Here is a 23,706-nt window from a genome sequence, read left to right as displayed (position 1 = left end):
AAACGCGGTCGGAGGGGAGCGTTCGGAGAAGAGTGTTCGGCGGAGCGTCGACCGCCGGACGACCGCTCAGTCCGTCATCACGGTGACGACGGGGCAGTCGACGTCGAGCAGCACGTCCTGGGTGATGCTCCCGAACAGCGCCTTCCCGACGGGCGACCGGCGTCGCCCCCCGAGCACGAGGTACCGCGGGTCGATCTCGTTCGCGATCGAGACGATCTCGTCCGCCGGCTCCCCGACGGCCCCGCGCGCGTCGACGCGGGCGTTCTCGAACTCCGGAACCGCGTCGCGGACCGCGCGGCGGGCGAAGCGGGCGGCGCTCTCCTTCTCCTGGGTGATCGAGAGGTCGTGGAACCGCTTCGAACTCTCGATGGTTTCCTTGTGGTCTTCGAACTCGGACCGCGGAACGACGTGGAACGCCGTGACGGTATCGTCGTACTTCTCCGCGAGTTCGTAGCCGAGCGGGACGACACGGTTCATGGCCTCGGTCTCGCCGACAGCTATCAGAACGGTCACAGGCGTCGTGATCGACGCCCCCTGTAATATAGATTGGCCCCGACGCGCCGCGTGAACCCGGGAATCCGCGAGCGGACGGTCGACGCCGCGGTCCCGACCGCTCCGGGGCCGTCCACTGCGGGACCGCTCCGGGGCCGTCCACTGCGGGACCGCTCCGGGGGCGTCCGCCGCGGGAAGCGTTTATGTACGTACGGCGACCGGGTGGAGACACCATGTCAGCCGACAACCCGCTTCTCGCGTCCGGGGTCCTCGCCGCCGAGGGAGGATCGGTGACGCTCTCCGAGGAGTTCGAGGAGGCGGTCGAGGAGTACCTGTCGCGGTTCGAGGGACACACGGAAGCGGAGTTCGCCGACGCGATCGAGGAGATCGTCGGCGACGACGTCGCGGTCGAGCCGCTCGCGGCGCTCGGCGAGAAGGACCCGCGGACGGTCGCCGAGCTGTGCGCCCTCGCCGACCGACTGGGGAGCGACGGGGAGGGAACGGGGGGAACCCGGTTCAGCTGCTCCCGTCGCTGCGGCTGTTCCGCGACGACGACGTCCGAACCGACGGGGTTCCCCAGTCGTTCGTCCCCGTCCCGGCGACGCAGCTCCCGGAGCTGTTGCGGATCTACTCGCCGGCGCTCGTGTACGCGTGGCTGGACGACTCCGAGAGCTGTGACCTCGCGAGACGCGACCTGGAGGCGGTGTTCGAGGAGCCACAGGAGGTGATGCCGTTCGCGGTGTACGGACCGGACTACAGGGAGTTCCTCGAGCGGGAGTACTCCCTCACCGCCGGCCCGGCCGTGTTGTTCACCCGCGACGGCGAGGTCGAGGCGCGGCTCTACGGGGCCCACGGTCCCGGCACCATCGAGACGGAGCTCGAACGACATCGGCGGTGAGCGCCGGCGGGCACGCCGCCGTCAGATCCCCGCGCCGTCCCGGAACGACGACCCCAACCACCCGAACTTTTATTAAGTACTGGGAGAAGCCGACATACACCCTACAATGGCCAGTAACGGAGAGTGTGCGCACTATCGAGAGGTCCGCACAGACCAATGAGTATCGCTGACAAGGTTCACGCGTATCGCAACAGCGACCTCGCGATCATCGCGAGGCGTGCGCTCGAGAACCTCCTCGAGGAACGGATCACGAGGGTCGCCTTCGTGATCCTGGCGATCATCCTCGTCATGGGCCTGATCGGCCCGGCGATCGCACCGTACTCGTACAACACCCAGCAGATGACCGACGACGGCGAGCTGATGCGCTACGCCGAGCCGTCGCTCGAGCACCCCCTCGGCACGAACGACCGCGGCGAGGACGTCCTCTCGCGGCTGCTGTACGGCGCGCGGGCGACGCTCATCACCGGGCTGCTCGCCGGCGGCCTGATGATGACGATCGGGTTAACGGTCGGGATGACGGCCGGATACGTCGGCGGGAGGACGGAGAGCTTCCTCATGCGATTCGTCGACTTCATGTACGGGATCCCCTTCATCCCGTTCGCGATCGTCCTCATCACGTTCTTCGGGGCGGGATTCTACACCACGGTCGCCATCCTGGGACTGGTGCTCTGGCGGTTCATAGCCAGGGTGATACGATCCCAGGTGCTCCAGATAAACCAACGGCCGTACATCATGGCCGCGCGGGCGACCGGGGCGAGCACCCCGTGGATCATGCGGAAACACATCCTCCCGAACATCGCGAACATGGCCGCGCTGTTCTTCGCGATGGGCGTCGGGCTGGCGATCCTCGAGCAGGCCGGCCTCTCGTTCATCGGGGTCACGGACCCGTTCACGCCGACGTGGGGGATCATGATCCGGAACGCGAACCAAGCGGGGCGTATCGCCGAGGCCTGGTGGTGGACGTTCCCGCCGGGCATCATGATCGCGTTGACCGTGCTGTCGCTGTACCTGCTCGGTCGCGGCTACGAGGGAAGCGGTGACGACGAGGTGGTGGTGTAAATGACGGACCCAATACTAGAGTTCGAAGACGTCGACATTCGCTATCGAACGGAGCAAGGAAACGACGTACACGCGGTCAACGACGCGTCGTTCTCGATAGACCGGCACGACTACTTCGGGCTGGTCGGCGAGAGCGGCTGCGGCAAGAGCACGATCGCGGACGCCATCGTGGGCGGCCTCGACGCCAACGGCGAGGTCACCTCCGGGACGATCCGGTACAAGGGCGAGGAGATCCAGGACTACTCCGAGAAGGAGTTCAACCAGAACGTTCGCTGGAAGGAGATCTCGGTCATCCCGCAGTCCTCGATGAACAGCCTGGACCCGGTGATGAAGCTGAGCAGCCAGGCGATCGAGATGGCGAAGTACCACACGGACCTCACGGAGACGGAGGCGGTCGACCGGCTCCGCGAGCTGTTCGAGGTCGTCGGGCTCTCCGAGTCGCGGATCCACGACTACCCGCACCAGTTCTCCGGCGGGATGCAACAGCGGGCGATCATCGCGTTCGCGCTGTACCTCCGGCCCAGCCTCATCATCGCCGACGAGCCGACGACGGCGCTGGACGTGATCATGCAGGACCAGATCATCGACTACATCAACGGCCTGAAAGACGACTGGGACATCAGCATGCTGATGATCACCCACGACATCTCGGTCGTCTTCGAGAACTGCGACTCGATGGCCGTGATGCACGGCGGGCAGGTCGCGGAGACCGGGAGCGTGGTCGACGTGTTCGACAGGCCCCGCCACCCGTACGCGATCCTGTTGCAGAACGCGTTCCCGGACGTCCGGTTCCCGGACCGCGAGCTGGCGGTCATCGACGGCCACCCGCCGCAGCTTCGCGGCGAGGTGGACTTCTGTACGTTCGCCGACCGGTGCCCCTGGGCGAAACCCGAGTGCCGCGAGGGCGCGCCCGAGGCACAGGCCGTCGCCGGCGACGACGACCACCAGGCCTGGTGTATCCGCGCGGACGAGATGGAGGAGCTGGCCGCCGACCACCTCGATCGGAACGCCACCGAGGAGAGCATCCTGGAGGGACAACAATGAGCGCGGACGACCCTGTCCTCGAGCTCGAGTCGATGGACAAACACTTCAAGACGACATCGAGCTTCGTCGAGACGGTCAAGGAGACCGTCTTCGGGGAGGGGCCGAAGCTCGTTCGCGCCGTCGACGACCTGGACATGACGCTCGAGCAGAACCAGGTCCAGGGCGTCATCGGCGAGAGCGGCTGCGGCAAGACGACGCTCCTGCGGACCGTCATGGGGCTGTACGACCCGACGGGCGGTGACGTCCGGTTCCAGGGGCAGTCGACGAGCGAGTTCGACAAGGCCGACTGGAAGGAGTTCCGCCGGAAGGTACAGATCGTGTTCCAGGACCCGTTCAACTCCCTGGACCCGAAGTTCAGCGTCCGCCGGACGATCGCGGAGCCCCTGGAGATACACGACATCGACTACGAGCGGTCCGACATCGAGGAGATGCTCGAGAAGGTCGGACTGACGCCCGCGAGCCAGTACATCCAGCAGTTCCCGAACCAGCTGTCGGGCGGGGAGAAACAGCGGGTCGCCATCGCGCGGGCGCTCATCACCGACCCCGAGGTGATCCTCGCCGACGAACCGTCGTCGATGCTCGACGTCTCGACGCAGGCGGAGATCCTCAACCTGTTGAACGGGCTGACCAGCGAGTTCGGCGTCTCGATGATCTACATCTCCCACGACCTCTCGACGGTCTCGTACATCTGCGACGAGATCAACGTGATGTACCTGGGACGGATCGTCGAGAAGGCCGAGACCAGGGAGCTGCTCTCGGACCCGAAACATCCGTACACGAAGGCGCTGATCCAGTCGATCCCGATCCCGGATCCGCACCACGAGCGCGAGCGGGCGACGATCGGCGGCGAGCCGGGCGACCCGATCGACATGCCGGAGGGGTGTCGGTTCAAGACGCGCTGTCCGGATCGGATGGACGTGTGTGACCACACGCCGCTCGACGTCGACCCCGACGGCGAGGGGGAGCGCTCGGTCGCCTGTCACCTCTACTACGACCACGAAGCGACGGCCGGCGACGCGGAGGGGCCGGTCGAGGAACACACCCCGGAGACACCGACATGACCCGAAACGAGCCCACGGAGGCACGACCCGACGCGAAGCGACCGACGAGCAGCTCCGCGGCCGTCGACCACGTCGACGGCGGCGGCTCCGGAACCGGAGGTGACCGGCCGTGAGCCGCCTGAGCTACTTCATCCGCCGGACGGCGATAACGGCGGTGCTCATCTTCCTCGTGGCCTCGGCGCTGTTCTTCTTCTTCCGGGCGATGCCGGGGGACTACTCGTCGCTCCTGGTCCAACAGGGGATGAACCCCGAACAGATCGCGCAGCTGCGGGCCGACTGGGGGCTCGACGAGCCGATATACGTCCAGTACTACCAGTACATCACCAACCTCCTGACCGGGAACGCGGGGCAGTCCTTCCGCTTCAGCCAGCCGGTCTGGGAGCTCGTGGCTCCGCGCATCCTGAACTCGTTCGTGCTCGTCGCGCCGGCCATCACCGCGACGTACATCGTCGGCGGGCTGTTCGGCGCGTACATCGGCCGCCGCCGCGGGAGCCCGCTCGAGAAGTCGGGGATCATCTCGGTCTCCGTCTTCCACTCGATCCCGGACTTCTTCCTCGGCATCATGCTGATCGCGCTGTTCTCCTCGACGCTGGGGATCTTCCCGACCTCCGGGATGCTCTCGCCGGCGACGATGATCCAGGTCCAGGACCAGGCGTACTGGCAGCGGTTCCTGCTGCCGGAGTTCTGGCGACACTACACGCTGCCGTTCATGACGGTTCTCCTGTACTTCATGCAGTACCCGACGCTGATCATGCGGAACAGCGTCGTCGAGGTGAGCGACCAGGAGTACCTCCACTACCACCGGCTGAAGGGGCTGCCTGAGTCGAAACTGCTCCGGAAGATCATCCGTCACGCCTCGCTGCCGGTCATCACGCTGTACCCGATCTCGCTGGCGGCGTCGATCAGCGGGCTCGTCCTGATCGAGGTCGTCTTCAACTGGCCGGGGATCGGCCAGCTGTTGGTCTCGTCGGTCCTGGCGCGGGACTTCCCCGTGATCCAGTTCGTGTTCCTCATCGCGGCCACCTGGGTCATCATCGGGAACTTCCTCGTCGACCTCCTGTACGGCGTGCTCGACCCGCGCGTCTCCGTCGCCGGCGACGAGGACTGAGGCGTCGCCGTCCTCCCGGCTCCCTTTCGATTCCTCGATCTCGATTCTTCGACCCCGATCTCTCGGCTCCGGTCCTTCGACGCCTCGACCCCGATCCCTCGACCTCGATACCCCGTTCGCGCGGACGATCGCCTCAGGGACCGCGTAGACGGTCGATTCCGGCCCGTTTCTCCGCCCGAAACGTGACGTACGTCAGAATTTCTAACTATCACAAATTTTTTAACAATACCTCCGAAGGCATAGGGTATGCCATCAAGTGGCAACCGCGTGGAGCGGCAGAGCATAGACCGTCGACAAGCGCTGAAAGTCATCTCCGTGGCGTCCGCCGCCGCGCTCGCCGGCTGTGGCGGGAACGGCTCCGGTGGAGACGGAGGCGGCGGCGACGGGGGCGGCGGCGACGGAAGCGGAGACGGAGGCGGCGACGGCTCCGGTGGCGGCGGCGGCGGCAGTCCGGAGGGACTCGGCGAGCGGGTTCCGACGCTGACCTTCCAGTACTGGTCGGACCAGGGGCCGCCGACGATCCTGTTCGAGGAGACCATCTCGAGCATCCAGTCCGTCGCGTCGGACGTCGGCATCCAGATCGAGACGCAGCCGATGACGACCGCGGAGGGGATCACGGCGGTGAGCGACGACGTGCGCGACTTCCACCTGGCCGTGAACAGCCACGGTCCGGACCCGGGGCGGCTCGACCCCAACGGACTGCTCCAGTCGTACAGCATCGACAACGCCGGGTCGAACGGTCAGTACAACCCCTCGAACTACGCCAACACGGAGTTCTCGAACCTCGCCGACGAGCAGTCGTCGATCGGGGTTCCCTCCGACCGGCGGGAGGTCGTCGGCGAGGCGATGAGCCTCTACTCGGAGGACCTGCCGTTCATCCCGACCATCGAGCGGCCGACGACGGCCGCGATCAACACGGACATGGTCGAGCCCGTCGAGGCGGGCGGAGCGGGCCTCTCCGCGGTCAACTGGGCCGCGCTCGTCGAGTCGGGCGCGCAGACGACGAGCGGCACCGACACGATCCTGGCGAACCTGCCGGGGGAGTTCCTCACGAGCAGCTTCTACCCGACCGTCGGCGACACCGACTCGCTGGGGCTGTACACGCAGCTGACGCACTCGCCGCTGATGCTGTACGACTCCAACTACGAGCGGGTGCCCGTGCTCGCGGAGGACTGGGAGGTCTCGGACGACGGGACGGCGGTGACGTTCAACCTCCGCGACGCCACGTTCCACAACGGGGAGCCGGTGACCGCGACCGACGTCAAGTGGACCTACGAGTTCCTGAGCGAGCAGTACCACAACGGTCCCTACCAGTGGACCGACCTCCCCGAGGAGCTGACCGTGGAGGCCGTCGACGAGACCACGGCCCGCTTCGAGACGCCGGAGCCGGCGCCGACGCTGGTGACGGCACAGCTCCCGACGTTCGGCGTGCTGCCGCGTGACGCGTACGTCGACGCCGGCATCGAGGAGAACCCGACGGACTTCGAGGACCCCATGATCGGCGCGGGGCCCTACGAGATCGCGACGTACAACAACCAGGAGAACATCGAACTCGTTCCGCACGACGGGAACCCGGCGTTCGACGTCGAGTCGTCGATCATCATGTCGATCTACGACAGCGTCTCGGCGGTCCGCCGCGCCTTCGAGAACGAGGAGCTCGCCATCGCGGTGACGCTGACGCCCGACGCCGGCCGGCAGATCAGCGAGACGATGGGCGACACCGCACAGATCGTCAACGGGGCGGCGTTCCTGCCGTTCGGCATGATGCCGCAGATGTCGTACGCGCCCGGCATGCACATGGAGTTCCGCCAGGCGCTCTCGCACATGGTCGACCGGCAGGGCCTGAACGAGACGTACGCCTTCGGCGAGTCCGACGAGGTGACGTACTGTACGTTCAACTCCCAACAGCACCCGTGGTACAACGAGGAGTACCTCAGCGAGGCCGGCCCGGAGACCCGCGACGTCGAGACCGCCCGGCAGGTCCTCGAGGACGCCGGCTGGGGCTGGGACGACGACGGCAACCTCTACTACCCCGAGGACGCGGACCTCGAGGCGTGGCCCGAGGGCGAGACGCCGAACCCGGACAACTTCTGAACGCGTCGGCGACCACCGATCCCCGGATGCTTTTTTGCGGCGGCGAGGACGCCTCGAGTCGACCGTATCGCCCCGCGTTCCGACGGAATTCGCGGCTGCGACCCCGAACCTTTTTTTGGGAGAGCGTCACACAGTAACTCGCCATGCGAAAGGTTAGATTTCGAGATCCGGCTGGATCCGTCCGTACCGGCGAGTGGACCGACGACGACGAGCTTCGATTCGGCGAGGAGAAGTTCGATCCGGACGAGGTCGACGTGCTCCCGCCGACAGAACCGAGCAAGATCGTCTGCGTCGGGCTCAACTACTCGGCGCACGCCGAGGAGACCGACTCGGAGATCCCCGACCGACCGCTTCTGTTCTTGAAGGGACCGAACACGCTTGCCGCCCACGGGGACACGATCTCGCTGCCGGAGGGGAAAGAACGGGTCGACCACGAGGCCGAGTTTGGCGTCGTCATCGGCGAGCAGTGCCGAAACGTTCCCGAGGACAGAGCCGAGGAGGTCATCGCCGGCTACACCTGCGTGAACGACCTCTCGAACCGCGACGACCAGGAGAAAGAACAGAACTGGATCCGCGGGAAGGCGTTCGACAACGCCGCGCCGATCGGACCGGTCGTCGCCGACCCGGAACACGTCCCCGACGACGCGGAGATCAAGCTGACGGTCAACGGCGAGGTGAAACAGCACTCCTCGATCGACGACCTGATCTTCTCCGTCCCGGAACTCATAAGCGAGATCACGAAGCTGGTCACCCTCGAGCGCGGCGACGTCATCGCGACGGGGACGCCCTCGGGCATCAGTCCGCTCAGCGACGGCGACACGGTCGCGGTCACGGTCGAGGGCGTCGGCACGCTCGAACACGACATCGTGGGAGCGGGCGAGTTCTCCGGCGACGTCGACCACCGGTTCATGCCGAACCAGTGACGCCCGCGTCTCGACCCCCGAGACGCCGCTGAGCCGACGGAGCGAGAGGACGCGAGACGGGAGGCACGAGACGGGAGGCACGAGACGAGAGGCGCGAACGGCGATCGAACGACCCGACGATCGAGCGGACCCGACGACCGAGCGACACGAACGGTCATCCAGAGGCACACGTATTCCCGCCGCTCGAGCACGCACACGCCGGACGACCGCCGGAATCGGGTGGAAATAACCCGGATCCGGGCGAAACGCGGCGTTCGAGCCGACGACGCGCGAGATCCACCCACGCCGTCGGCGCTCCGAGGGAGCCATGAACCGGAGACGCCCCGTCGCAAGACGACGCCTACGGGACCGATATATAATTTTTCCGTATATGATTGAAAAAGTATGTTATTGGAAGAATTGATCCGGTTACGCCGAGAACGCGATACGTACGCCGATACAGATATAGACTAGAAACAGAGAAAGTATATATTTGTAGTGTTTGTATAGAATTAATACTCTAGAAGCGGTTATAGACCAAATAACACATATAACGGTAGATTTAGTCATCTATTACTATGATAAGTAGTAATTCGTAGTTTATATCAATTTGTATATATTGGTCTCGAACGGTGAGCGTCCGGATCCGCCACCCTCATGCGACGCCGTCGCGGAGCATCCGGCGTGTACTGGCTCGAACTCGCGGGGGAGACGGACGCGTTCGCGGCCTGCGAGGCGGCGACGGCCGCGACCGGCGTCGAACTCCTCGCGCCGGGGGTGGCGGCCGCCGGGAGCGTCGGCGAGGGCGTCGAGCGGCTGGCGTACACCCGCGCCGCCCACGAGGCGATCGCCCGGACGGACGCGACGGTCGCCTCGGCGGTCGCCGCCCTCGAGGCCGCGCCGCTCGACCGGACGGGAAGCGTCGCGGTTCGCGCCCGCAACGTCCGGAACACGGCCGACGCCTCCACGACCGACGCCGAGCGCGCGCTCGGGAGCGTCCTCGTCGACCGCGGCTTTTCGGTCGACCTCGACGACCCCGACCACGTCCTGCGCGCGCTGTTCGCGGCGGGCGAGCGCGCCGACCACGACGCGGTCGCCGGGGCGGACGGCGAGAGCGCCTCCGTCTGCGCGCTCGGCTGGGCGGCTCTGGAGGCCGCCCGCGACTTCGCGCCGGATCCGACCGACCGGCCCTTCTTCCAGCCGGGGAGCATGGCACCCGCGGACGCCCGCGCCTACGTCAACCTCGCCGGCGCGGCCCCCGACCGAACCCTGCTCGACCCGATGTGCGGGACCGGCGGGCTCCCGCTGGAGGCGGGGCTCGTCGGGGCCGACGCGGTCGCCTGCGACGCCCAGGCGAAGATGGTCCGCGGGACGAGAGAGAACCTCCGTGCGTACGTGGGAGACGACCGGGGCGACGAGGGCGGTGGGGACGGTGGCGACGACGGGGACGTGAACGATGCGGGCGACGGGCCGAGCTGGCACGTCGCCCGCGGCGACGCCACGGACCTCCCGCTCGTCGACGACGCGGTCGACGGCGTCGCCTTCGACGCGCCCTACGGCAGACAGTCCAAGATCGCCCGCCACGAGCTCGCGGACCTCGTCGCCGGCGCGCTGACGGAGGCCGCCCGCGTCGCGCCGCGCGCCGTGATGGTCGCCGACCGTGACTGGCGTCGACCCGCCCGCGAGGCGGGATGGGAGGTCGTCGCCGCCTTCGAGCGCCGGGTTCACCGGTCGCTGACGAGACACGTGTTGGTCCTGGAGCGCGAACGGGGCTCGTCGCGGGCGACGTGACCGCGGACGAGCTCGGGGTCGAAGCGACGTGAGAGTGAAACCGAACGCCCGAGGACCGCGCGGTTCGACCGCCCGCGGACGGGTTTTCAGTTTCGCCGCGGCCGGGCAACCGTTAAGTGACCGGCGGGGAGTGGTACCCCCATGCCCGGGGACGCCGACGACGACATGCTCTCGTGGGACGAGTCGGTGTTCCGCGACGAGTCGGTCTTCGAGATCGACCACGTCCCCGAGACGTTCCGCCACCGCGAGAGCCAGCTCGAGAGCCTGAAGTACGCGCTCCGGCCGGCCGTCCGCGGCTCCCGCCCGCTCAACACGATCGTCCGGGGACCGCCGGGGACGGGCAAGACCACCGCGGTCCAGAAGCTCTTCTCGGAGCTGCGCGCGCGCACCGAGGTGCGGACCGTCCGCGTGAACTGCCAGGTCGACTCGACGCGCTACGCCGTCTTCTCCCGGCTCTTCGAGGGGATCTTCGAGTACGAGCCGCCCTCCTCGGGGATCTCCTTCAAGAAGCTGTTCGGCCAGATCACGGACCGGCTCGTCGAGGAAGACGAGGTGCTCGTGGTCGCCCTCGACGACGTGAACTACCTCTTCTACGAGAACGAGGCCTCCGACACGCTCTACTCGCTCCTGCGCGCCCACGAGGCGCACTCCGGCGCGAAGATCGGCGTGATCGTCGTCTCCTCGGACCTCTCGCTCGACGTCATCGACGACCTCGACGGCCGGGTCCAGTCGGTGTTCCGCCCCGAGGAGGTGTACTTCCCGGTGTACGACGCGACGGAGATCTACGACATCCTCGGCGAGCGCGCGAAGCGCGGCTTCCACGAGGGCGTGATCGGCGACGCCGAGCTGGACCGGGTCGCCGACTTGACCGCCGAGAGCGGCGACCTCCGCGTCGGGATCGACCTCCTGCGTCGCGCGGGGCTCAACGCCGAGATGCGCGCCTCGAAGTCGATCGCGACCGAGGACGTCGAGTCCGCCTACGACAAGTCGAAACACGTCCACCTCTCGCGGTCGCTCCGTGGGCTCTCCGACTCCGAGCGCGCGCTCGTCCGCGTGCTCGCGGCCAACGACGGCGAGCAGGCCGGGGCGGTGTACGAGGCGTTCCACGAGGAGACGGACCTCGGCTACACCCGCTACTCGGAGATCATCAACAAGCTCGACCAGCTCGGCGTGATCGACGCCGAGTACGCCGACGTCGAGGGGCGCGGGCGCTCGCGCGAGCTCACCCTCGCGTACGACGCCGAGGCGGTGCTGGACCGGCTGGAGTGAGCGACGAAGGCGGCGGTGGACCGGGCGGGTCGAGGCGTGACGCCGGGGAGACGGCGCGGCCCGAAGGCGTCGATCGGCCGGGCCGACGCCTTTTCACCCTCCCCGCCCGCACGCGGGATCATGAAGACGACCGGCGGCAGCGACGCGATGAAGCGACGGGCCGGCGAGTCGGCCGCTGAGGCGGTCGACGACGGCGACGTGGTGGGCCTCGGAACCGGGTCGACGGCCGCCCACGCGATCCGCGCGATCGGCGCGCGCGTCGACGCCGGGCTCGACGTCCGCGGCGTGGCGACCTCCTTCGCGAGCCGCGAGCGCGCCCTCGAGGCGGGGATCCCCCTCGTCGACCTCGACGAGGTCACGGGTCCGGACGCGGCGGGGATCGACGTCGCCGTCGACGGGGCCGACCAGGTCGCCGTCGGCGGGGAGAACTCGAGCGACGGCGGAGCCGACCGCGTCGCCGGCGACCTGGACCTGATCAAGGGCGGCGGCGGCGCGCACGCCCGCGAGAAGCTCGTCGATTCGGCCGCGGAGCGGTTCGTCGTCGTCGCCGACCCCTCGAAGGAGGCCGCGGTCCTCGACCGGGCGGTTCCGGTGGAGGTCCTCCCGAGCGCCCGCGGCGTCGTCGCCGAGGCGGTGCGGGCGGCCGGCGGGGAGGCGACGCTCCGACGAGCCGAACGGAAGGACGGTCCCGTCGTCACTGACAACGGGAACCTCCTTCTCGACTGCGCGTTCGGCGAGATCCCGGAGCCGGAGGCGCTCTCGGGGACCCTCGCGGGGACGCCCGGCGTGCTCGAACACGGGCTGTTCGTCGGGCTCGCCGACGAGGTCCACGTCGGGACCGCCGAGGGTGTTCGGATACTGGAGGCGTGACTGCGGAGGGCGTGACTGCCGGAGAGCGTGACTGCCAGAGGGCGTGACCGTCGGAAGGCGTGACCACACGGGAGCCGCGATCGGGCGATGGCGGCCGCTGTTCGGGGATCGGGTCGAAAGAAAACGGCAGGGTCGGACGCCTTACAGGTCGCGAGGCTGGACCGTCTTCCGGTCGTTGGCCTCGGCGCGGCGTGCGGCGTCTTCGAGCAGCTCGTCCACTTCTTCGTCCAGCGCGTCGTAGAAGTCCGAAGCGACGTTCTTGTCGTCCAGGGCTTCCTTGACTGCCGCCTTGACAATGAGGTCTGCCATGCGGTCGTGGGTATCCGTCGATAGTTAATAAGAGTTCCTGAATTCGCCCGCGAGGGACGCCGTGCGGGCGGTTCAGGGCGGGGTGCCGAGCGGGTGACTTATATATTTTGTGGAGCGTCGGGCCGCGCCGGGGATCGGAACGGCGGGCCGAGGGGATCCGTCGCGGATCGACGGCTACGAACCCGTGCGTCCCGACGGGTCGAACATGCGCGAGGAGAGACAGCGCGGAACGGACGGATCGACGGTTCGCGGAACGCTGGAGGCGCTCGCGAGCGGGGAGATCGGCGTCTCGGAGGCGGAGTCACGGATCGCGGGGTACGCGACGACGGCCGCGGGTCGGTTCGACTCCGCCCGCGAGGATCGCCGCGGTATCCCGGAGGCGGTCCTCGCCGAGGGGAAACGCCCCGCCGAGACGGCGGCACTGGCGACGACGGCTCTGGAGACGACGGGCCGGGCGCTCGTGACTCGCGCGAGCCCCGACCACGCGGCGGCGGTCAGGGAGGCCGTCGGGGACGCCGCGCCGGAGGCCGACGTCGACCACGACGAGGTGACCCGCACCGTCGTCGTCCACGCCGCGGGGTTCGAGCCGCCGGAACTCGCCGCGACCGTCGCGGTCGTGACCGCCGGGACCGCCGACGCGCCCGTGGCGGGCGAGGCGGAGGTCGTCGCCCGCGAGATCGGCGCGAGCGTCGATCGGGTCGAGGACGTCGGCGTCGCGAACCTCGACCGGCTGCTCGACCAGATAGCGCGGATCCGGGAGGCCGACGTCGTCGTCGTCGCGGCCGGCCGCGAGGGGGCGCTGCCCACGGTGGTCGCCGGGCTGGTCGCCGCGCCCGTGATCGCGGTTCCCGTCTCGACGGGGTACGGCGAGGGCGGCGAGGGCGCGGCCGCGCTCGCCGGGGCGCTCCAGTCGTGTACCGCCCTCACGACGGTGAACGTCGACGCCGGGTTCGTCGCCGGCGCGCAGGCGGGGCTCATCGCCCGCGCGATAGACGGCGGGAACTGAACCCGTGTCCGACCACCACGTGTACGTGATCGAGTGCGCCGACGGCACCCTCTACACGGGGTACACCACCGACGTGGAGCGGCGGGTCGCCGAACACGACGCGGGCGAGGGAGCCAAGTACACCCGCGGTCGCACCCCGGTGACGCTGCGACACGTCGAGTCGTTCGACTCGCGGTCGGCGGCGCTCGCGCGCGAACACGCGATCAAGTCGCTGTCGCGCGCCGGGAAGGAGGAACTGATCGCCGGGGACGGCGAGGGAGCCTGACGCGAGCGCCGGCGCGCGGCGCGGCGGCCGCTACTCCACGAGCCGTTCGATCTCGGTGACGAGGATGCCGCTCGCGCCGACCGCCTTCAGCTCCGAGATGGTCGCGAACGCGTCGCGCTCCTCGACGACGGCGTGGACCGCGACCATGCCGTTTCCCTCCGCGTCGGCCTCGACGTCCATCACGGTCGGGCCGCCGAGTCCGGGGATCACGTCCTTCACCTCCTCGAGGCGATCCGTCGGGGCGTTCATCATCAGGTAGCGGCGGCCGTCGGCGGCCAGTACGGACTCGAAGGCGGTGACGACCTGCTCGACCTTCGGGTCGGAGACGACGTCGGGGCGGGCGAACAGCCGGACCGAGGAGTCGAGCACGTCGTCGATCACGGCGAGGCGGTTCACCTTCAGGGTCGTCCCCGTGGAGGTGATGTCGACGATGGCGTCGGCCATCTCGACGTGGGGGGTGAGCTCGGTCGCGCCGGTGACGGTGACCACGTCGGCGTCGACGCCCACGCGCTCGAGGTAGCTCCGGGTGACGGTCGGGAACTCGGTGGCGATCGTCCTCCCGGTCAGGTCCTCGACCGTCTCGACGTCGCCGTCCTCGGGCGCGGCGAGGACGAGCCGGCAGGAGCCGTATCCCAGATCGAGCACGTCGACGAGGTCGTCGTCGGACGCGTCCGCGGGATCCGAGACGACGCCGCCGGACTCGGCGGCCTGGTCCAACCCCGTGACGCCGAGGTCGGCCGCGCCGTCGCGCACGTACTCGGGGATGTCGGCCGCGCGGACGTAGAGGACGGTCACGTCGGGATCGACCGTCTCGGCGTACAGCTGTCGGTCCGCGGTCTCCTCGACGTGGAGCCCGGCGCGCTCCAACAGCGAGAGCGTCGGCTCGTGCAGGCGGCCCTTGTTGGGGACGGCGATGCGCATACGGGAGGGTCGCGGGGCGTGCGGGAAACGTTTTCGTCCGGGGAGCGACGGAACGAGAGACCCGTCGCGGTGGCGCGCCTGCGAGCGGCCGCCACCGGCGGCCGCGAGCCAGCCCGCGAGGGAGTCGCGAGGGAGTGGGCGACCAGCGGGGAGCCCCGAAGTGAGCGACGAGGCTGGGGAGGCGTGAGGCTGCTGTGCGGAGCGGTGCGGGGTGGGACTCAAAGGGGCGGCCGCGAGGACGAAGCACGCTGCAGCAAGCACCGCAGGAACGAGCGAAGCGAGTGACGAGGAGCGCAGCAAAGCGCGCGAGTCCTCGCGGCCGGGGCTTTGGCGGTGTTCACCGTCGATCGGCAGTCAACGTCTTATAACTGAGCGGCTGGGGATTTGGAGACCTCGATCTTCTCCACCGACCGGGAGATCCGTCTCAGGCCGCGTCGAGCCGCCTCCTCACCAGCCAGTACGCGACGGGGAGACAGCAGGCGAACGTGACCGGCCAGACGGTCAACTGCGAGGCGGGATCGGGCGGCGACACGAGGCTCCCGGCGATCAGGCCGCCGATCCCGGCGACGACGACGGTGGCGGCCGCTCGCTCCGACCGGGACGGCGGCCACTGGCGGGGGCGGCCGCGCCGCCACCACAGCAGGTAATAGAACAGCACAACACCTGAAAGCGGTGCGAAGATCCCCCAGACGGCCGGATAGTCGCTTCCCCGGGCGTGCGCGTCGAAGTTGACCCAGACGCCGGACGCGGCCCAGACGAACAGGACGAGGGCGGCGCCGACCGCGGCGACGGGCGTGAGTTGGAGGGACACTGGTCGGTGTTCGCTCCGGCCGATAATCGGTCTTCCCCCGATGGACCTCTCTGTCTGGGAACCTCGTCGTCGACCGTCTGGCCGCGCCGCTCAAGTGGTTCCGCCGCCAACGACGCGTATCGTGAGCGACGCCGACTCCCCCCTCTCCGAGGACCGCCCGACCGCCGACAGACCGCTCCGGGTGGACGCCCCGTTCGAGCCCGCGGGCGACCAGCCCGAGGCGATCGAGAAGCTCGTCGAGGGGTTCGAGGCGGGCGCGGAGAAACAGACGCTGCTCGGCGTGACTGGCTCCGGCAAGACCAACACGGTCTCGTGGGTCGCCGAGGAACTCGATCAGCCCACCCTCGTTCTCGCCCACAACAAGACGCTCGCGGCCCAGCTGTACGAGGAGTTCCGCGAGCTGTTTCCCGACAACGCCGTCGAGTACTTCGTCTCCTACTACGACTACTACCAGCCGGAGGCGTACGTCGAGCAGACGGACACGTTCATCGACAAGGAGATGTCGATAAACGAGGAGATCGACCGGCTGCGCCACTCCGCGACGCGCTCGCTTCTCACCCGCGACGACGTCATCGTCGTCGCCTCGGTCTCCGCGATCTACGGGCTCGGCGACCCCGAGAACTACCGCGAGATGGCCCTCCGGCTGGAGGTCGGCGAGGAGGTGGGTCGCGAGGGGCTGCTCGCGGATCTGGTCGATTTGAACTACGAGCGCAACGACGTGGACTTCACGCAGGGCACCTTCCGGGTGCGCGGCGACACCGTCGAGATCTACCCGATGTACGGCCGGTACGCGGTCCGGGTCGAGCTGTGGGGCGAGGAGATAGACCGGATGGTGAAAGTCGACCCGATGAAAGGCGAGGTCGTGAGCGAGGAGCCCGCGGTCATGCTCCATCCCGCCGAGCACTACTCGATCCCCGACGACAAGCTGGAGCAGGCGATCGCCGAGATCGAGGAGTTGATGGAGAAGCGCGTGGCCCACTTCGAGCGGGAGGGCGACCTCGTCGCGGCCCAGCGCATCGAGGAGCGCACCACCTTCGACGTCGAGATGCTCCGGGAGGCGGGCTACTGCTCGGGAATCGAGAACTACTCCGTCCACATGGACGACCGCGACCCCGGCGACGCCCCCTACACCCTGCTCGATTACTTCCCCGACGACTTCCTCACCGTGATCGACGAGTCACACCAGACGATCCCCCAGATCAAAGGGCAGTACGAGGGCGACAAGTCCCGCAAGGACTCGCTCGTCGAGAACGGGTTCCGGCTCCCGACCGCCTACGACAACCGTCCGCTGACGTTCGAGGAGTTCGAGGAGAAGGCCGACCGGACGCTGTACGTCTCCGCGACGCCGGGCGAGTACGAGCGCGAGGAGTCGGCGAACGTGGTCGAACAGATCGTCCGGCCGACCCACCTCGTCGACCCGAAGGTGGAGGTGGCCGACGCGACCGGGCAGGTCGAGGACCTGCTCGACCGGGTCGGCGAGCGCATCGAGCGCGACGAGCGCGTCCTCGTCACCACGCTCACGAAGCGGATGGCGGAGGACCTCACGGAGTACTTCGAGGAGGCGGGGATCGACGTGGCGTACATGCACGACGAGACGGACACGTTGGAGCGCCACGAGATCATCCGCGACCTGCGGCTCGGGAACATCGACGTGCTCGTCGGGATCAACCTGCTTCGGGAGGGGCTCGACATCCCCGAGGTGAGCCTCGTCGCCATCCTCGACGCCGACCAGGAGGGATTCTTACGCTCCACCACCACGCTCGTCCAGACGATGGGACGGGCCGCGCGCAACGTCAACGGCGAGGTCGTCCTCTACGCCGACCGGGTCACCGACTCGATGGAGGCGGCGATAGAGGAGACCCAGCGCCGCCGCGAGATCCAACTGGAGTACAACGCCGAACACGGCTACGAGGCGACCACCATCGACAAGCCGGTCGGCGAGACGAACCTGCCGGGCTCGAGGACGGACACCTCGTCGGTCAGCGTCGGCGACGTGGAGAGCGAAGAGGAGGCGGAGGCCCGGATCGAGGCGCTCGAGGAGCGGATGAACGAGGCCGCGAGCAACCTGGAGTTCGAGCTGGCCGCGGACATCCGCGACCGGATCGCGGAGCTTCGGCGAGCGTTCGAACTCGACGGCGACGAGGAGGGCGTCCCCGCGCCGATGCTCGAGGAGTGAGCGGGAATCGGTTTCGTGGCGCGGGGCGTTGGGGAAGTAGGAAACCACATATAGTTATGAATAGGTAAGAACGTAGCCGATACGAGTTACTTACTTCGCGCGGCTCCACGAACGAGCATGCTCGGGGACCTCCGCTCGCGGTCGGCGCTCCAGGCGCGTCGGCGCGCGATCGTGAAGACGCTCTGTTACCGGCTGATCATGGTCCTCATCACCGTGACCGTCGCGTGGGCGGTCGTGGGGGACATCGGCGACGCGGTGAACATCGGGCTCGTCGCGAACGTCGTGAAGACCGGAACGTACTACTTCTACGAGCGAACCTGGGACCGGATCTCGTGGGGAGTCCCCGCGTCGACATCCGAGTAGCCACCGATTATCAGCCGAGCGAGCCGCGGCGACGGGGTTTTTACCGAGGACCGACCGACCGGAGAGCATGTATCGTCGCGCGGTCGTTGCCGGCGCGTTCGCCGTCGCGACCGCGGGGTGTACGGACCGGATCCACGACCTCGCGGCGTCGGCCCCGGGAGACATCGGGGTCAGGAGCCGGTACGTGGACGACGACCCGTTGGCTCCCGAAGAGAGCGTGCGCAGTCAGCCGCCGGAGCTCTTGACGCACGCCCTCTCGTTTCGGTCGGCCACGGCCGCACGGGGGGCGGTCCGCCCGGGCGCGACGCGGACGCGCTCGTTCGTCGACGCGACCCCGTTCGTCGACGACGGGGGCGACGCCGTGCTCGTGATCGCCCAGCGACTGGCCCCGCCGGGGCTCGACGTCCGCCTCGGGTCGGTGAGCCGGATCGGCGACCGCGCGCTGCGGGTCGCGGCCGACGAGATCGGTCACCGCCCGGGCGACGAGGACGACCTCGCGGTCCACACGCTCCTCGTCCGGCTGGCCGACGAGCGCGGGCCGCCGGAGCGCGTCGTCGTGTCGATCGAGGGCGACCGCGCCGGCGTCACGATCTGAGCACGGGCCCTCCATCGGCCGGCGGAGCCGACGGGGCGGCGACGCCCTCGGCCGGTTCGGCGAATATATACGCCCCGCCGGCGTCGCACGAACGTGACCTCCGGCACCGCCGTCCCCCGCCGCGCGCTCGGGGCGGTCCAGCTCGCGATCGCGGGGCTGCTCCTCGCCCAGCCGCTCGCGCTTCGGTCCGTCACCGCCGGCACCGCGGTCCCGACGCTCGCGGAACCGAGATCGTTGATCGGGTTGGCCCCGCCCGCGCTCGTGGCCGCCGGGGCGGTGACGCTCCTCTCCGGGATCGCGGCCGTCCGCGGTCGGACGCTGAGCGCGCGCGCGAGCCTCGCGTCGCCGCTGCTCTGTGTCGCCGTCGGCGTCGCCCTCGGCGTCGACGTCGGCCCCGACGCCCTGTCGGCGCCGGCGCTGCGCGTCTCGGGGGTGACGCCGTTCGTCGTCGCCGGCGCGGTCGTCGGCGGGTCGCTCGCGCCCGTCGTCCTCGGGGCGACCCGCGAGGACACGGTGGCGCTGCTCGCCGGGGCCGTCCTCCTGCTGGTCGGGATCGCGCTCGCCCCCGCGCCCGCCCTCGCGCTGGCCGCGGGACTTCTCGGCGGGGGCGTCGCGATCGGTCTCCTGTGGGTCCTCGACGCCGAGAGCTGGCGACCGTGAGGCGTGTCGCTCGGTCCCCGAACCGCTCCGCGCGGCAGTGAACCGCTCCGCGCGGCCGTGAGGCGGCCGGTTCGGGACGCGACCGGCCCGAAGCGCGACCGACGACAGCACGGGCTCAGTTGTGCGATAAGCAACTACGATTGTATTACTGAAATTCTGTTGGTAATGTTTATGCCGGTGCAGCCGGAGACGTTTGACACGGCTCACACGGGACGGTTCGTTCGGAGCGGTTCGCCCGGTTTCCACGGGTAGCCGCGCGTTCGCGCCGTATCACGAACGCGTCGAGAGTGGCAACGCTGCCCGGCACGCCGACCCGTGGAGCCACGGAGCACACATGAGCACGACGACACACGACACCGCGGTTCGCGACCTACTCGACCGAGCCCGGGAGGGGAACGAGGACGTACTGGACGCCGACGAACGCGACCGGCTGGTCGCCGAGATCGAGCGCGCGCTCTACGACGGGGCCGACGCCGACGAGGTCGCCGAGGCGACCGTGGACGCGCTCACGGCGCGGATCGAGCGCGACCCCGCCTACGACGCGATGGCGGCCCGCGTCGCCCGCGAGGACTACTTCCGTCGGGTGACCGGCGAGCGCCCGCCCGACGACGAGGGCGACCTCGCGGCGGCGTACCGCGACGCCTTCCGCGAGGCGATCGACCGCGGCCTCGAGGCGGACCTCCTCGACGAACGGATGGGCGAGTACGACCTCGACCGGCTGGCGGAGGCGCTGGATCCGGCGCGGGACGAGCTGTTCGAGTACACCGCGCTCGACACGCTCGAACAGCGCTACTACCTCCGGGAGGCGGACGCGGAGCCGTTCGAGCTCCCGCAGGTCTTCTGGATGCGGGTGGCGATGGGCGTCGCGCTCCGCGAGGAGGAGTCGGAGCGGGCCGCGCGCGCCGAGGAGTTCTACGAGGTCCTCTCCACGCTGCGGTTCGTCCACTCCACGCCGACGCTGTTCCACGCCGGGACGACACACCCGCAGCTCTCCTCGTGTTACCTCACCACCGTCCCCGACGACCTCGAGGGGATCTTCGAGGCGTACAAGGAGCACGCGAAGCTCTCGAAGTGGTCGGGCGGGCTCGGCAACGACTGGACCCCGCTCCGCGCGGACGGCGCGCTGGTCTCCTCGACCGGCGTCGAGTCGACCGGGACGGTCCCCTTCCTGAAGATCTCCAACGACGTGACCGGCGCGATAAATCGATCGGGGAAGCGTCGCGGGGCCGCGGCCGCCTACCTCGAGGCGTGGCACCTCGATTTCCCCGCCTTCATCGACCTCCGGCGGAACACCGGCGACGAGCGCCGGCGCACCCACGACATGAACACCGCGGCGTGGGTGCCCGACCTGTTCATGAAGCGGGTCGAGAACGACGCGGAGTGGACGCTGTTCTCGCCCGACGAGGTGCCCGACCTCCACGGGACCTACGGCGAGGAGTTCGAGGAGCGGTACGAGGCGTACGAGGAGGCGGCCGAAGCGGGTGAGCTTCGCCAGTACGAGACCGTCGACGCGAGCGAGCTCTGGCGGGAGACCCTGACGCGACTCTTCGAGACCGGCCACCCGTGGATCACGTTCAAGGACCCGTGTAACGTCCGGTCGCCCCAGGACCACGCCGGGGTCGTCAACTCCTCGAACCTCTGTACGGAGATCACGCTCAACACGAGCGAGGAGGAGACCGCCGTCTGTAACCTCGGCTCGGTCAACCTCGCGCGACACATGACCTTCCGCGGCGACGCCGAGGCCCACCCCGCCCCCGACGACGTCGCGGCCGCGGCCCGCGGAAGCGGGGCGGACGGCGACGACGCGGACGCGGGCGGCCCGGTCGCCGTCGGCGTCGACGGCGACGCGGCCGAACTGGACGCCGAACTGTTCGCCGACACCGCCGAGACCGCGATGCGGATGCTCGACAACGTCGTCGACCTCAACTTCTACCCGACGGAGAAGGCCGAGCGCTCCAACATGCGCCACCGGCCCATCGGGCTCGGGATGATGGGCTTCCACGAGGCGCTCCAGCTCGCGCGCGTCCCGATGAACTCCGAGCGCGCCCTCGCGTTCGCGGGGCGGGCCGGGGAGCTGCTGGGCTACCACGCGATCGACAACTCCGCGCGGCTGGCCGGCGAGCGCGGCGCGTACGACTCCTTCGAGGGCTCGAAGTGGGACCGCGACCTGCTGCCGCAGGACACCCTCGACCTGCTCGCCGAGGAGCGCGGCCGGGAGATCCCCGTCGCCCGCGAGGAGACGCTCGACTGGGACGCGGTCCGCGAGCGGATCGCGGAACACGGCATGCGCAACTCCAACACCACCGCGGTCGCGCCGACCGCGACCATCTCCACCATCGCGGGCACCTCCCCGTCGATCGAGCCGCTGTACTCGAACCTCTACGTCAAGTCCAACATGTCCGGCGACTTCACCGTCGTCAACGAGCGGCTCGTCGCCGACCTCAAAGCCGAGGGGCAGTGGGGGTCGGAGGCGCTCGATCGCCTGAAGTACCACGACGGCGCAGTCGGCGACCTCGACCTGCCCGGCGAGCTCTCGGACCTCTACCGCGGCGCGTTCGAGATCGATCCCCGTCACCAGCTTCGGCTCACCGCGCGCCGCGGCGCGTGGATCGACCAGAGCCAGTCGCACAACGTCTTCTTCCCGTCGACGGACGGCTCGCTGCTCGACGACGTGTACCGGACCGCCTGGGAGCTGGGGCTGAAGACGACCTACTACCTGCGCACGCTCGGCGCGTCGAGCATCGAGCAGTCGACGCTGGACATGGCCGAGTACGACGACACGCAGTCGCGCGGCGGCGGGTTCGACGACGAGGACGGTGCGACCGACGAACCCCGTGAAGATGCGGGGACGGACGCCAGCGACGGAGGCGACACGGACCGCGTCGACGGGCTGCCGACCGTCGAGGACCCGACCTGCGACGCCTGTCAGTGAGCCGGAGGAGACGAACGACGGCCGACACCACGTCACACACTACACCACAACACACGACCCACACCATGCCGCTCATCAACACCGACAGCCAGCACGACCCGAACAAGATCCTGCCGATCGACTACGACTGGGCCCGCGAGTACTACCGCGACGGGGTCAACAACAACTGGGTGCCCGAGGAGATCCCGATGGCGGACGACGTCCACCAGTGGGAGGGCGACGAGCTGACCGACGCCGAGCGCCGCCTCGTCGAGTGGAACCTCGGGTTCTTCTCGACGGCCGAGTCGCTGACCGCGAACAACCTCGTCCTCGCCGTCTACGACTACGTCACCGCGCCGGAGTGCCGTCAGTACCTGCTCCGGCAGGCGTACGAGGAGGCGGTCCACACGGACACGTTCATCTACTGCTGTGACTCGCTCGGCTTCGATCCCGAGTACCTCTACGGGATGTACGACCGCATCCCCGCCATCGAGGCGAAGGACGACTTCGTCGTCGAGTTGACCCGCGCCATCGACCGCCCCGATTTCACGATCGAGACCGACGACGACGTGCGCGAGTTCCTCCGCGATCTCGTCGGCTTCTACGTGATCATGGAGGGGATCTTCTTCTACGCCGGCTTCGCGATGATGCTGGCGTTGAAGCGGCGCGGGAAGATGGTCGGGGTCGGCGAGCAGTTCGAGTACATCATGCGCGACGAGTCGCTCCACCTCAACTTCGGGGTCGAGCTGATCAACACGATCCGCGAGGAGAACCCCGGCGTCTGGACCGACGAGTTCGAGGCGGAGATCGACGGGCTGATCCGCGAGGCGGTCGAGCTCGAGTCGACCTACGCCGCGGAGGCGTGCCCGCCGGACCTGATGGGGATGTCCGCGGAGGGGTTCATCGAGTACGTCGAGTACATCGCGGACCGGCGGCTCACCCAGCTCGGGATGGAGGAGGCGTACGGGACCGAGAACCCGTTCCCGTGGATGTCGGAGGCGGTCGACCTCAACCGCGAGGCCAACTTCTTCGAGCGACAGGTGACCGAGTACCAGTCCGGCGGCTCGCTCGACTGGTAGGCCCCCGCGAGCGACGCCGGGG

At 68.8% G+C, this 23,706-nt stretch carries 22 protein-coding genes; 18 read left to right on the top strand and 4 right to left on the bottom strand.

Features of this window, described 5'->3' with window-relative positions; all coding sequences use genetic code 11:
* Window positions 1-66 precede the first annotated feature (66 nt).
* Window positions 67-513, bottom strand: coding sequence for a universal stress protein (locus AXA68_RS03655; protein WP_066412935.1), 447 nt, complete (start codon window positions 511-513; stop codon window positions 67-69).
* A gap of 439 nt (window positions 514-952) precedes the next feature.
* On the opposite strand from AXA68_RS03655, the gene AXA68_RS03650 reads away from it, so the two are divergent.
* From AXA68_RS03650 to rpiA, 10 genes are all read left to right on the top strand, one after another.
* A complete protein-coding gene (locus tag AXA68_RS03650) occupies window positions 953-1,390 on the top strand; it encodes a hypothetical protein (protein ID WP_066412932.1) in 438 nt (145 codons plus the stop codon).
* A 156-nt stretch (window positions 1,391-1,546) separates the two neighbouring features.
* Window positions 1,547-2,449 (top strand): ABC transporter permease, encoded by a 903-nt coding sequence (locus AXA68_RS03645; protein WP_066412929.1) that lies wholly within the window; start codon window positions 1,547-1,549, stop codon window positions 2,447-2,449.
* Window positions 2,450-3,493, top strand: a complete 1,044-nt coding sequence (locus AXA68_RS03640) for an ABC transporter ATP-binding protein (protein WP_066412927.1) — start codon at window positions 2,450-2,452, stop codon at window positions 3,491-3,493. It begins immediately after the preceding gene.
* Window positions 3,490-4,554 carry an oligopeptide/dipeptide ABC transporter ATP-binding protein gene (locus AXA68_RS03635; RefSeq protein WP_066412924.1) on the top strand — a complete coding sequence of 355 codons (1,065 nt, stop codon included), beginning with the start codon at window positions 3,490-3,492 and terminating at the stop codon, window positions 4,552-4,554. Before AXA68_RS03640 ends, AXA68_RS03635 begins: the two co-directional genes overlap by 4 nt.
* A gap of 109 nt (window positions 4,555-4,663) precedes the next feature.
* Entirely contained in the window at window positions 4,664-5,662 is a 999-nt protein-coding gene (locus tag AXA68_RS03630) for an ABC transporter permease (RefSeq protein ID WP_157884773.1), read from the top strand.
* Between the two features lie 246 nt (window positions 5,663-5,908).
* Entirely contained in the window at window positions 5,909-7,756 is a 1,848-nt protein-coding gene (locus AXA68_RS17040; RefSeq protein ID WP_198530015.1) for an ABC transporter substrate-binding protein, read from the top strand.
* Between the two features lie 143 nt (window positions 7,757-7,899).
* The gene (locus AXA68_RS03620) at window positions 7,900-8,679 is read left to right on the top strand and encodes a fumarylacetoacetate hydrolase family protein (RefSeq protein ID WP_066412917.1); all 780 of its coding nucleotides are present in this window, start codon (window positions 7,900-7,902) and stop codon (window positions 8,677-8,679) included.
* Between the two features lie 663 nt (window positions 8,680-9,342).
* Window positions 9,343-10,449 carry a THUMP domain-containing protein gene (locus AXA68_RS03615; RefSeq protein ID WP_066412911.1) on the top strand — a complete coding sequence of 369 codons (1,107 nt, stop codon included), beginning with the start codon at window positions 9,343-9,345 and terminating at the stop codon, window positions 10,447-10,449.
* A 141-nt stretch (window positions 10,450-10,590) separates the two neighbouring features.
* On the top strand, window positions 10,591-11,718 hold the full coding sequence (locus AXA68_RS03610; RefSeq protein WP_066412909.1) for an ORC1-type DNA replication protein: 1,128 nt from the start codon (window positions 10,591-10,593) through the stop codon (window positions 11,716-11,718).
* A gap of 120 nt (window positions 11,719-11,838) precedes the next feature.
* On the top strand, window positions 11,839-12,588 hold the full coding sequence (rpiA, locus tag AXA68_RS03605) for a ribose 5-phosphate isomerase A (RefSeq protein ID WP_066412907.1): 750 nt from the start codon (window positions 11,839-11,841) through the stop codon (window positions 12,586-12,588).
* Window positions 12,589-12,729: 141 nt separating this feature from the next.
* Here rpiA and AXA68_RS03600 read toward each other — a convergent pair whose 3' ends face one another.
* The gene (locus tag AXA68_RS03600) at window positions 12,730-12,897 is read right to left on the bottom strand and encodes a DUF1931 family protein (RefSeq protein WP_004267503.1); all 168 of its coding nucleotides are present in this window, start codon (window positions 12,895-12,897) and stop codon (window positions 12,730-12,732) included.
* A 205-nt stretch (window positions 12,898-13,102) separates the two neighbouring features.
* On the opposite strand from AXA68_RS03600, the gene larB reads away from it, so the two are divergent.
* A complete protein-coding gene (larB, locus tag AXA68_RS03595) occupies window positions 13,103-13,903 on the top strand; it encodes a nickel pincer cofactor biosynthesis protein LarB (protein ID WP_066418336.1) in 801 nt (266 codons plus the stop codon).
* Window positions 13,904-13,907: 4 nt separating this feature from the next.
* Window positions 13,908-14,168, top strand: a complete 261-nt coding sequence (locus AXA68_RS03590; RefSeq protein WP_066412905.1) for a GIY-YIG nuclease family protein — start codon at window positions 13,908-13,910, stop codon at window positions 14,166-14,168.
* A gap of 30 nt (window positions 14,169-14,198) precedes the next feature.
* On the opposite strand, the gene hisG is transcribed toward AXA68_RS03590, so the two are convergent.
* On the bottom strand, window positions 14,199-15,089 hold the full coding sequence (gene hisG, locus AXA68_RS03585) for an ATP phosphoribosyltransferase (protein ID WP_066412903.1): 891 nt from the start codon (window positions 15,087-15,089) through the stop codon (window positions 14,199-14,201).
* A 424-nt stretch (window positions 15,090-15,513) separates the two neighbouring features.
* Window positions 15,514-15,900 (bottom strand): hypothetical protein, encoded by a 387-nt coding sequence (locus AXA68_RS03580; RefSeq protein WP_066412900.1) that lies wholly within the window; start codon window positions 15,898-15,900, stop codon window positions 15,514-15,516.
* Between the two features lie 121 nt (window positions 15,901-16,021).
* On the opposite strand from AXA68_RS03580, the gene uvrB reads away from it, so the two are divergent.
* The 6 genes from uvrB (at window position 16,022) to AXA68_RS03550 (ending at window position 23,684) form a co-directional block, all read left to right on the top strand.
* Window positions 16,022-18,076 carry an excinuclease ABC subunit UvrB gene (uvrB, locus tag AXA68_RS03575; RefSeq protein WP_066412897.1) on the top strand — a complete coding sequence of 685 codons (2,055 nt, stop codon included), beginning with the start codon at window positions 16,022-16,024 and terminating at the stop codon, window positions 18,074-18,076.
* 117 nt (window positions 18,077-18,193) lie between these two features.
* A complete protein-coding gene (locus tag AXA68_RS03570; protein WP_066412894.1) occupies window positions 18,194-18,439 on the top strand; it encodes a DUF2061 domain-containing protein in 246 nt (81 codons plus the stop codon).
* Between the two features lie 67 nt (window positions 18,440-18,506).
* A complete protein-coding gene (locus AXA68_RS03565) occupies window positions 18,507-19,034 on the top strand; it encodes a hypothetical protein (RefSeq protein ID WP_066412891.1) in 528 nt (175 codons plus the stop codon).
* Between the two features lie 93 nt (window positions 19,035-19,127).
* Complete coding sequence (locus AXA68_RS03560; RefSeq protein WP_066412881.1) at window positions 19,128-19,694, top strand: hypothetical protein; 567 nt, start codon at window positions 19,128-19,130, stop codon at window positions 19,692-19,694.
* 334 nt (window positions 19,695-20,028) lie between these two features.
* Complete coding sequence (locus AXA68_RS03555; RefSeq protein WP_066412879.1) at window positions 20,029-22,626, top strand: ribonucleoside-diphosphate reductase subunit alpha; 2,598 nt, start codon at window positions 20,029-20,031, stop codon at window positions 22,624-22,626.
* Window positions 22,623-23,684: a ribonucleotide-diphosphate reductase subunit beta gene (locus AXA68_RS03550; protein WP_269799184.1), complete on the top strand. Its 1,062-nt coding sequence runs from the start codon at window positions 22,623-22,625 to the stop codon at window positions 23,682-23,684. The genes AXA68_RS03555 and AXA68_RS03550 overlap by 4 nt, the downstream gene beginning before the upstream one ends.
* Window positions 23,685-23,706: the final 22 nt, after the last annotated feature.

This window comes from Halorubrum aethiopicum (assembly GCF_001542905.1).
Lineage (GTDB): Archaea > Halobacteriota > Halobacteria > Halobacteriales > Haloferacaceae > Halorubrum > Halorubrum aethiopicum.
Note: the sequence above shows the minus strand (reverse complement) of the source record. Positions and strands in the feature narration are given on the sequence as shown.

Bases quoted from the DNA above. Each gene is read 5' to 3' on its own strand.
- AXA68_RS03570 (WP_066412894.1), top strand. From the start codon at position 18,194: ATGCTCGGGGACCTCCGCTCGCGGTCGGCGCTCCAGGCGCGTCGGCGC.
- AXA68_RS03645 (WP_066412929.1), top strand. From the start codon at position 1,547: ATGAGTATCGCTGACAAGGTTCACGCGTATCGCAACAGCGACCTCGCG.
- AXA68_RS03565 (WP_066412891.1), top strand. From the start codon at position 18,507: ATGTATCGTCGCGCGGTCGTTGCCGGCGCGTTCGCCGTCGCGACCGCG.
- AXA68_RS03640 (WP_066412927.1), top strand. From the start codon at position 2,450: ATGACGGACCCAATACTAGAGTTCGAAGACGTCGACATTCGCTATCGA.
- hisG (WP_066412903.1), bottom strand. From the start codon at position 15,089: ATGCGCATCGCCGTCCCCAACAAGGGCCGCCTGCACGAGCCGACGCTC.
- larB (WP_066418336.1), top strand. From the start codon at position 13,103: ATGCGCGAGGAGAGACAGCGCGGAACGGACGGATCGACGGTTCGCGGA.
- AXA68_RS03610 (WP_066412909.1), top strand. From the start codon at position 10,591: ATGCCCGGGGACGCCGACGACGACATGCTCTCGTGGGACGAGTCGGTG.
- AXA68_RS03635 (WP_066412924.1), top strand. From the start codon at position 3,490: ATGAGCGCGGACGACCCTGTCCTCGAGCTCGAGTCGATGGACAAACAC.
- AXA68_RS17040 (WP_198530015.1), top strand. From the start codon at position 5,909: ATGCCATCAAGTGGCAACCGCGTGGAGCGGCAGAGCATAGACCGTCGA.
- AXA68_RS03600 (WP_004267503.1), bottom strand. From the start codon at position 12,897: ATGGCAGACCTCATTGTCAAGGCGGCAGTCAAGGAAGCCCTGGACGAC.
- AXA68_RS03555 (WP_066412879.1), top strand. From the start codon at position 20,029: ATGAGCACGACGACACACGACACCGCGGTTCGCGACCTACTCGACCGA.
- rpiA (WP_066412907.1), top strand. From the start codon at position 11,839: ATGAAGACGACCGGCGGCAGCGACGCGATGAAGCGACGGGCCGGCGAG.
- AXA68_RS03620 (WP_066412917.1), top strand. From the start codon at position 7,900: ATGCGAAAGGTTAGATTTCGAGATCCGGCTGGATCCGTCCGTACCGGC.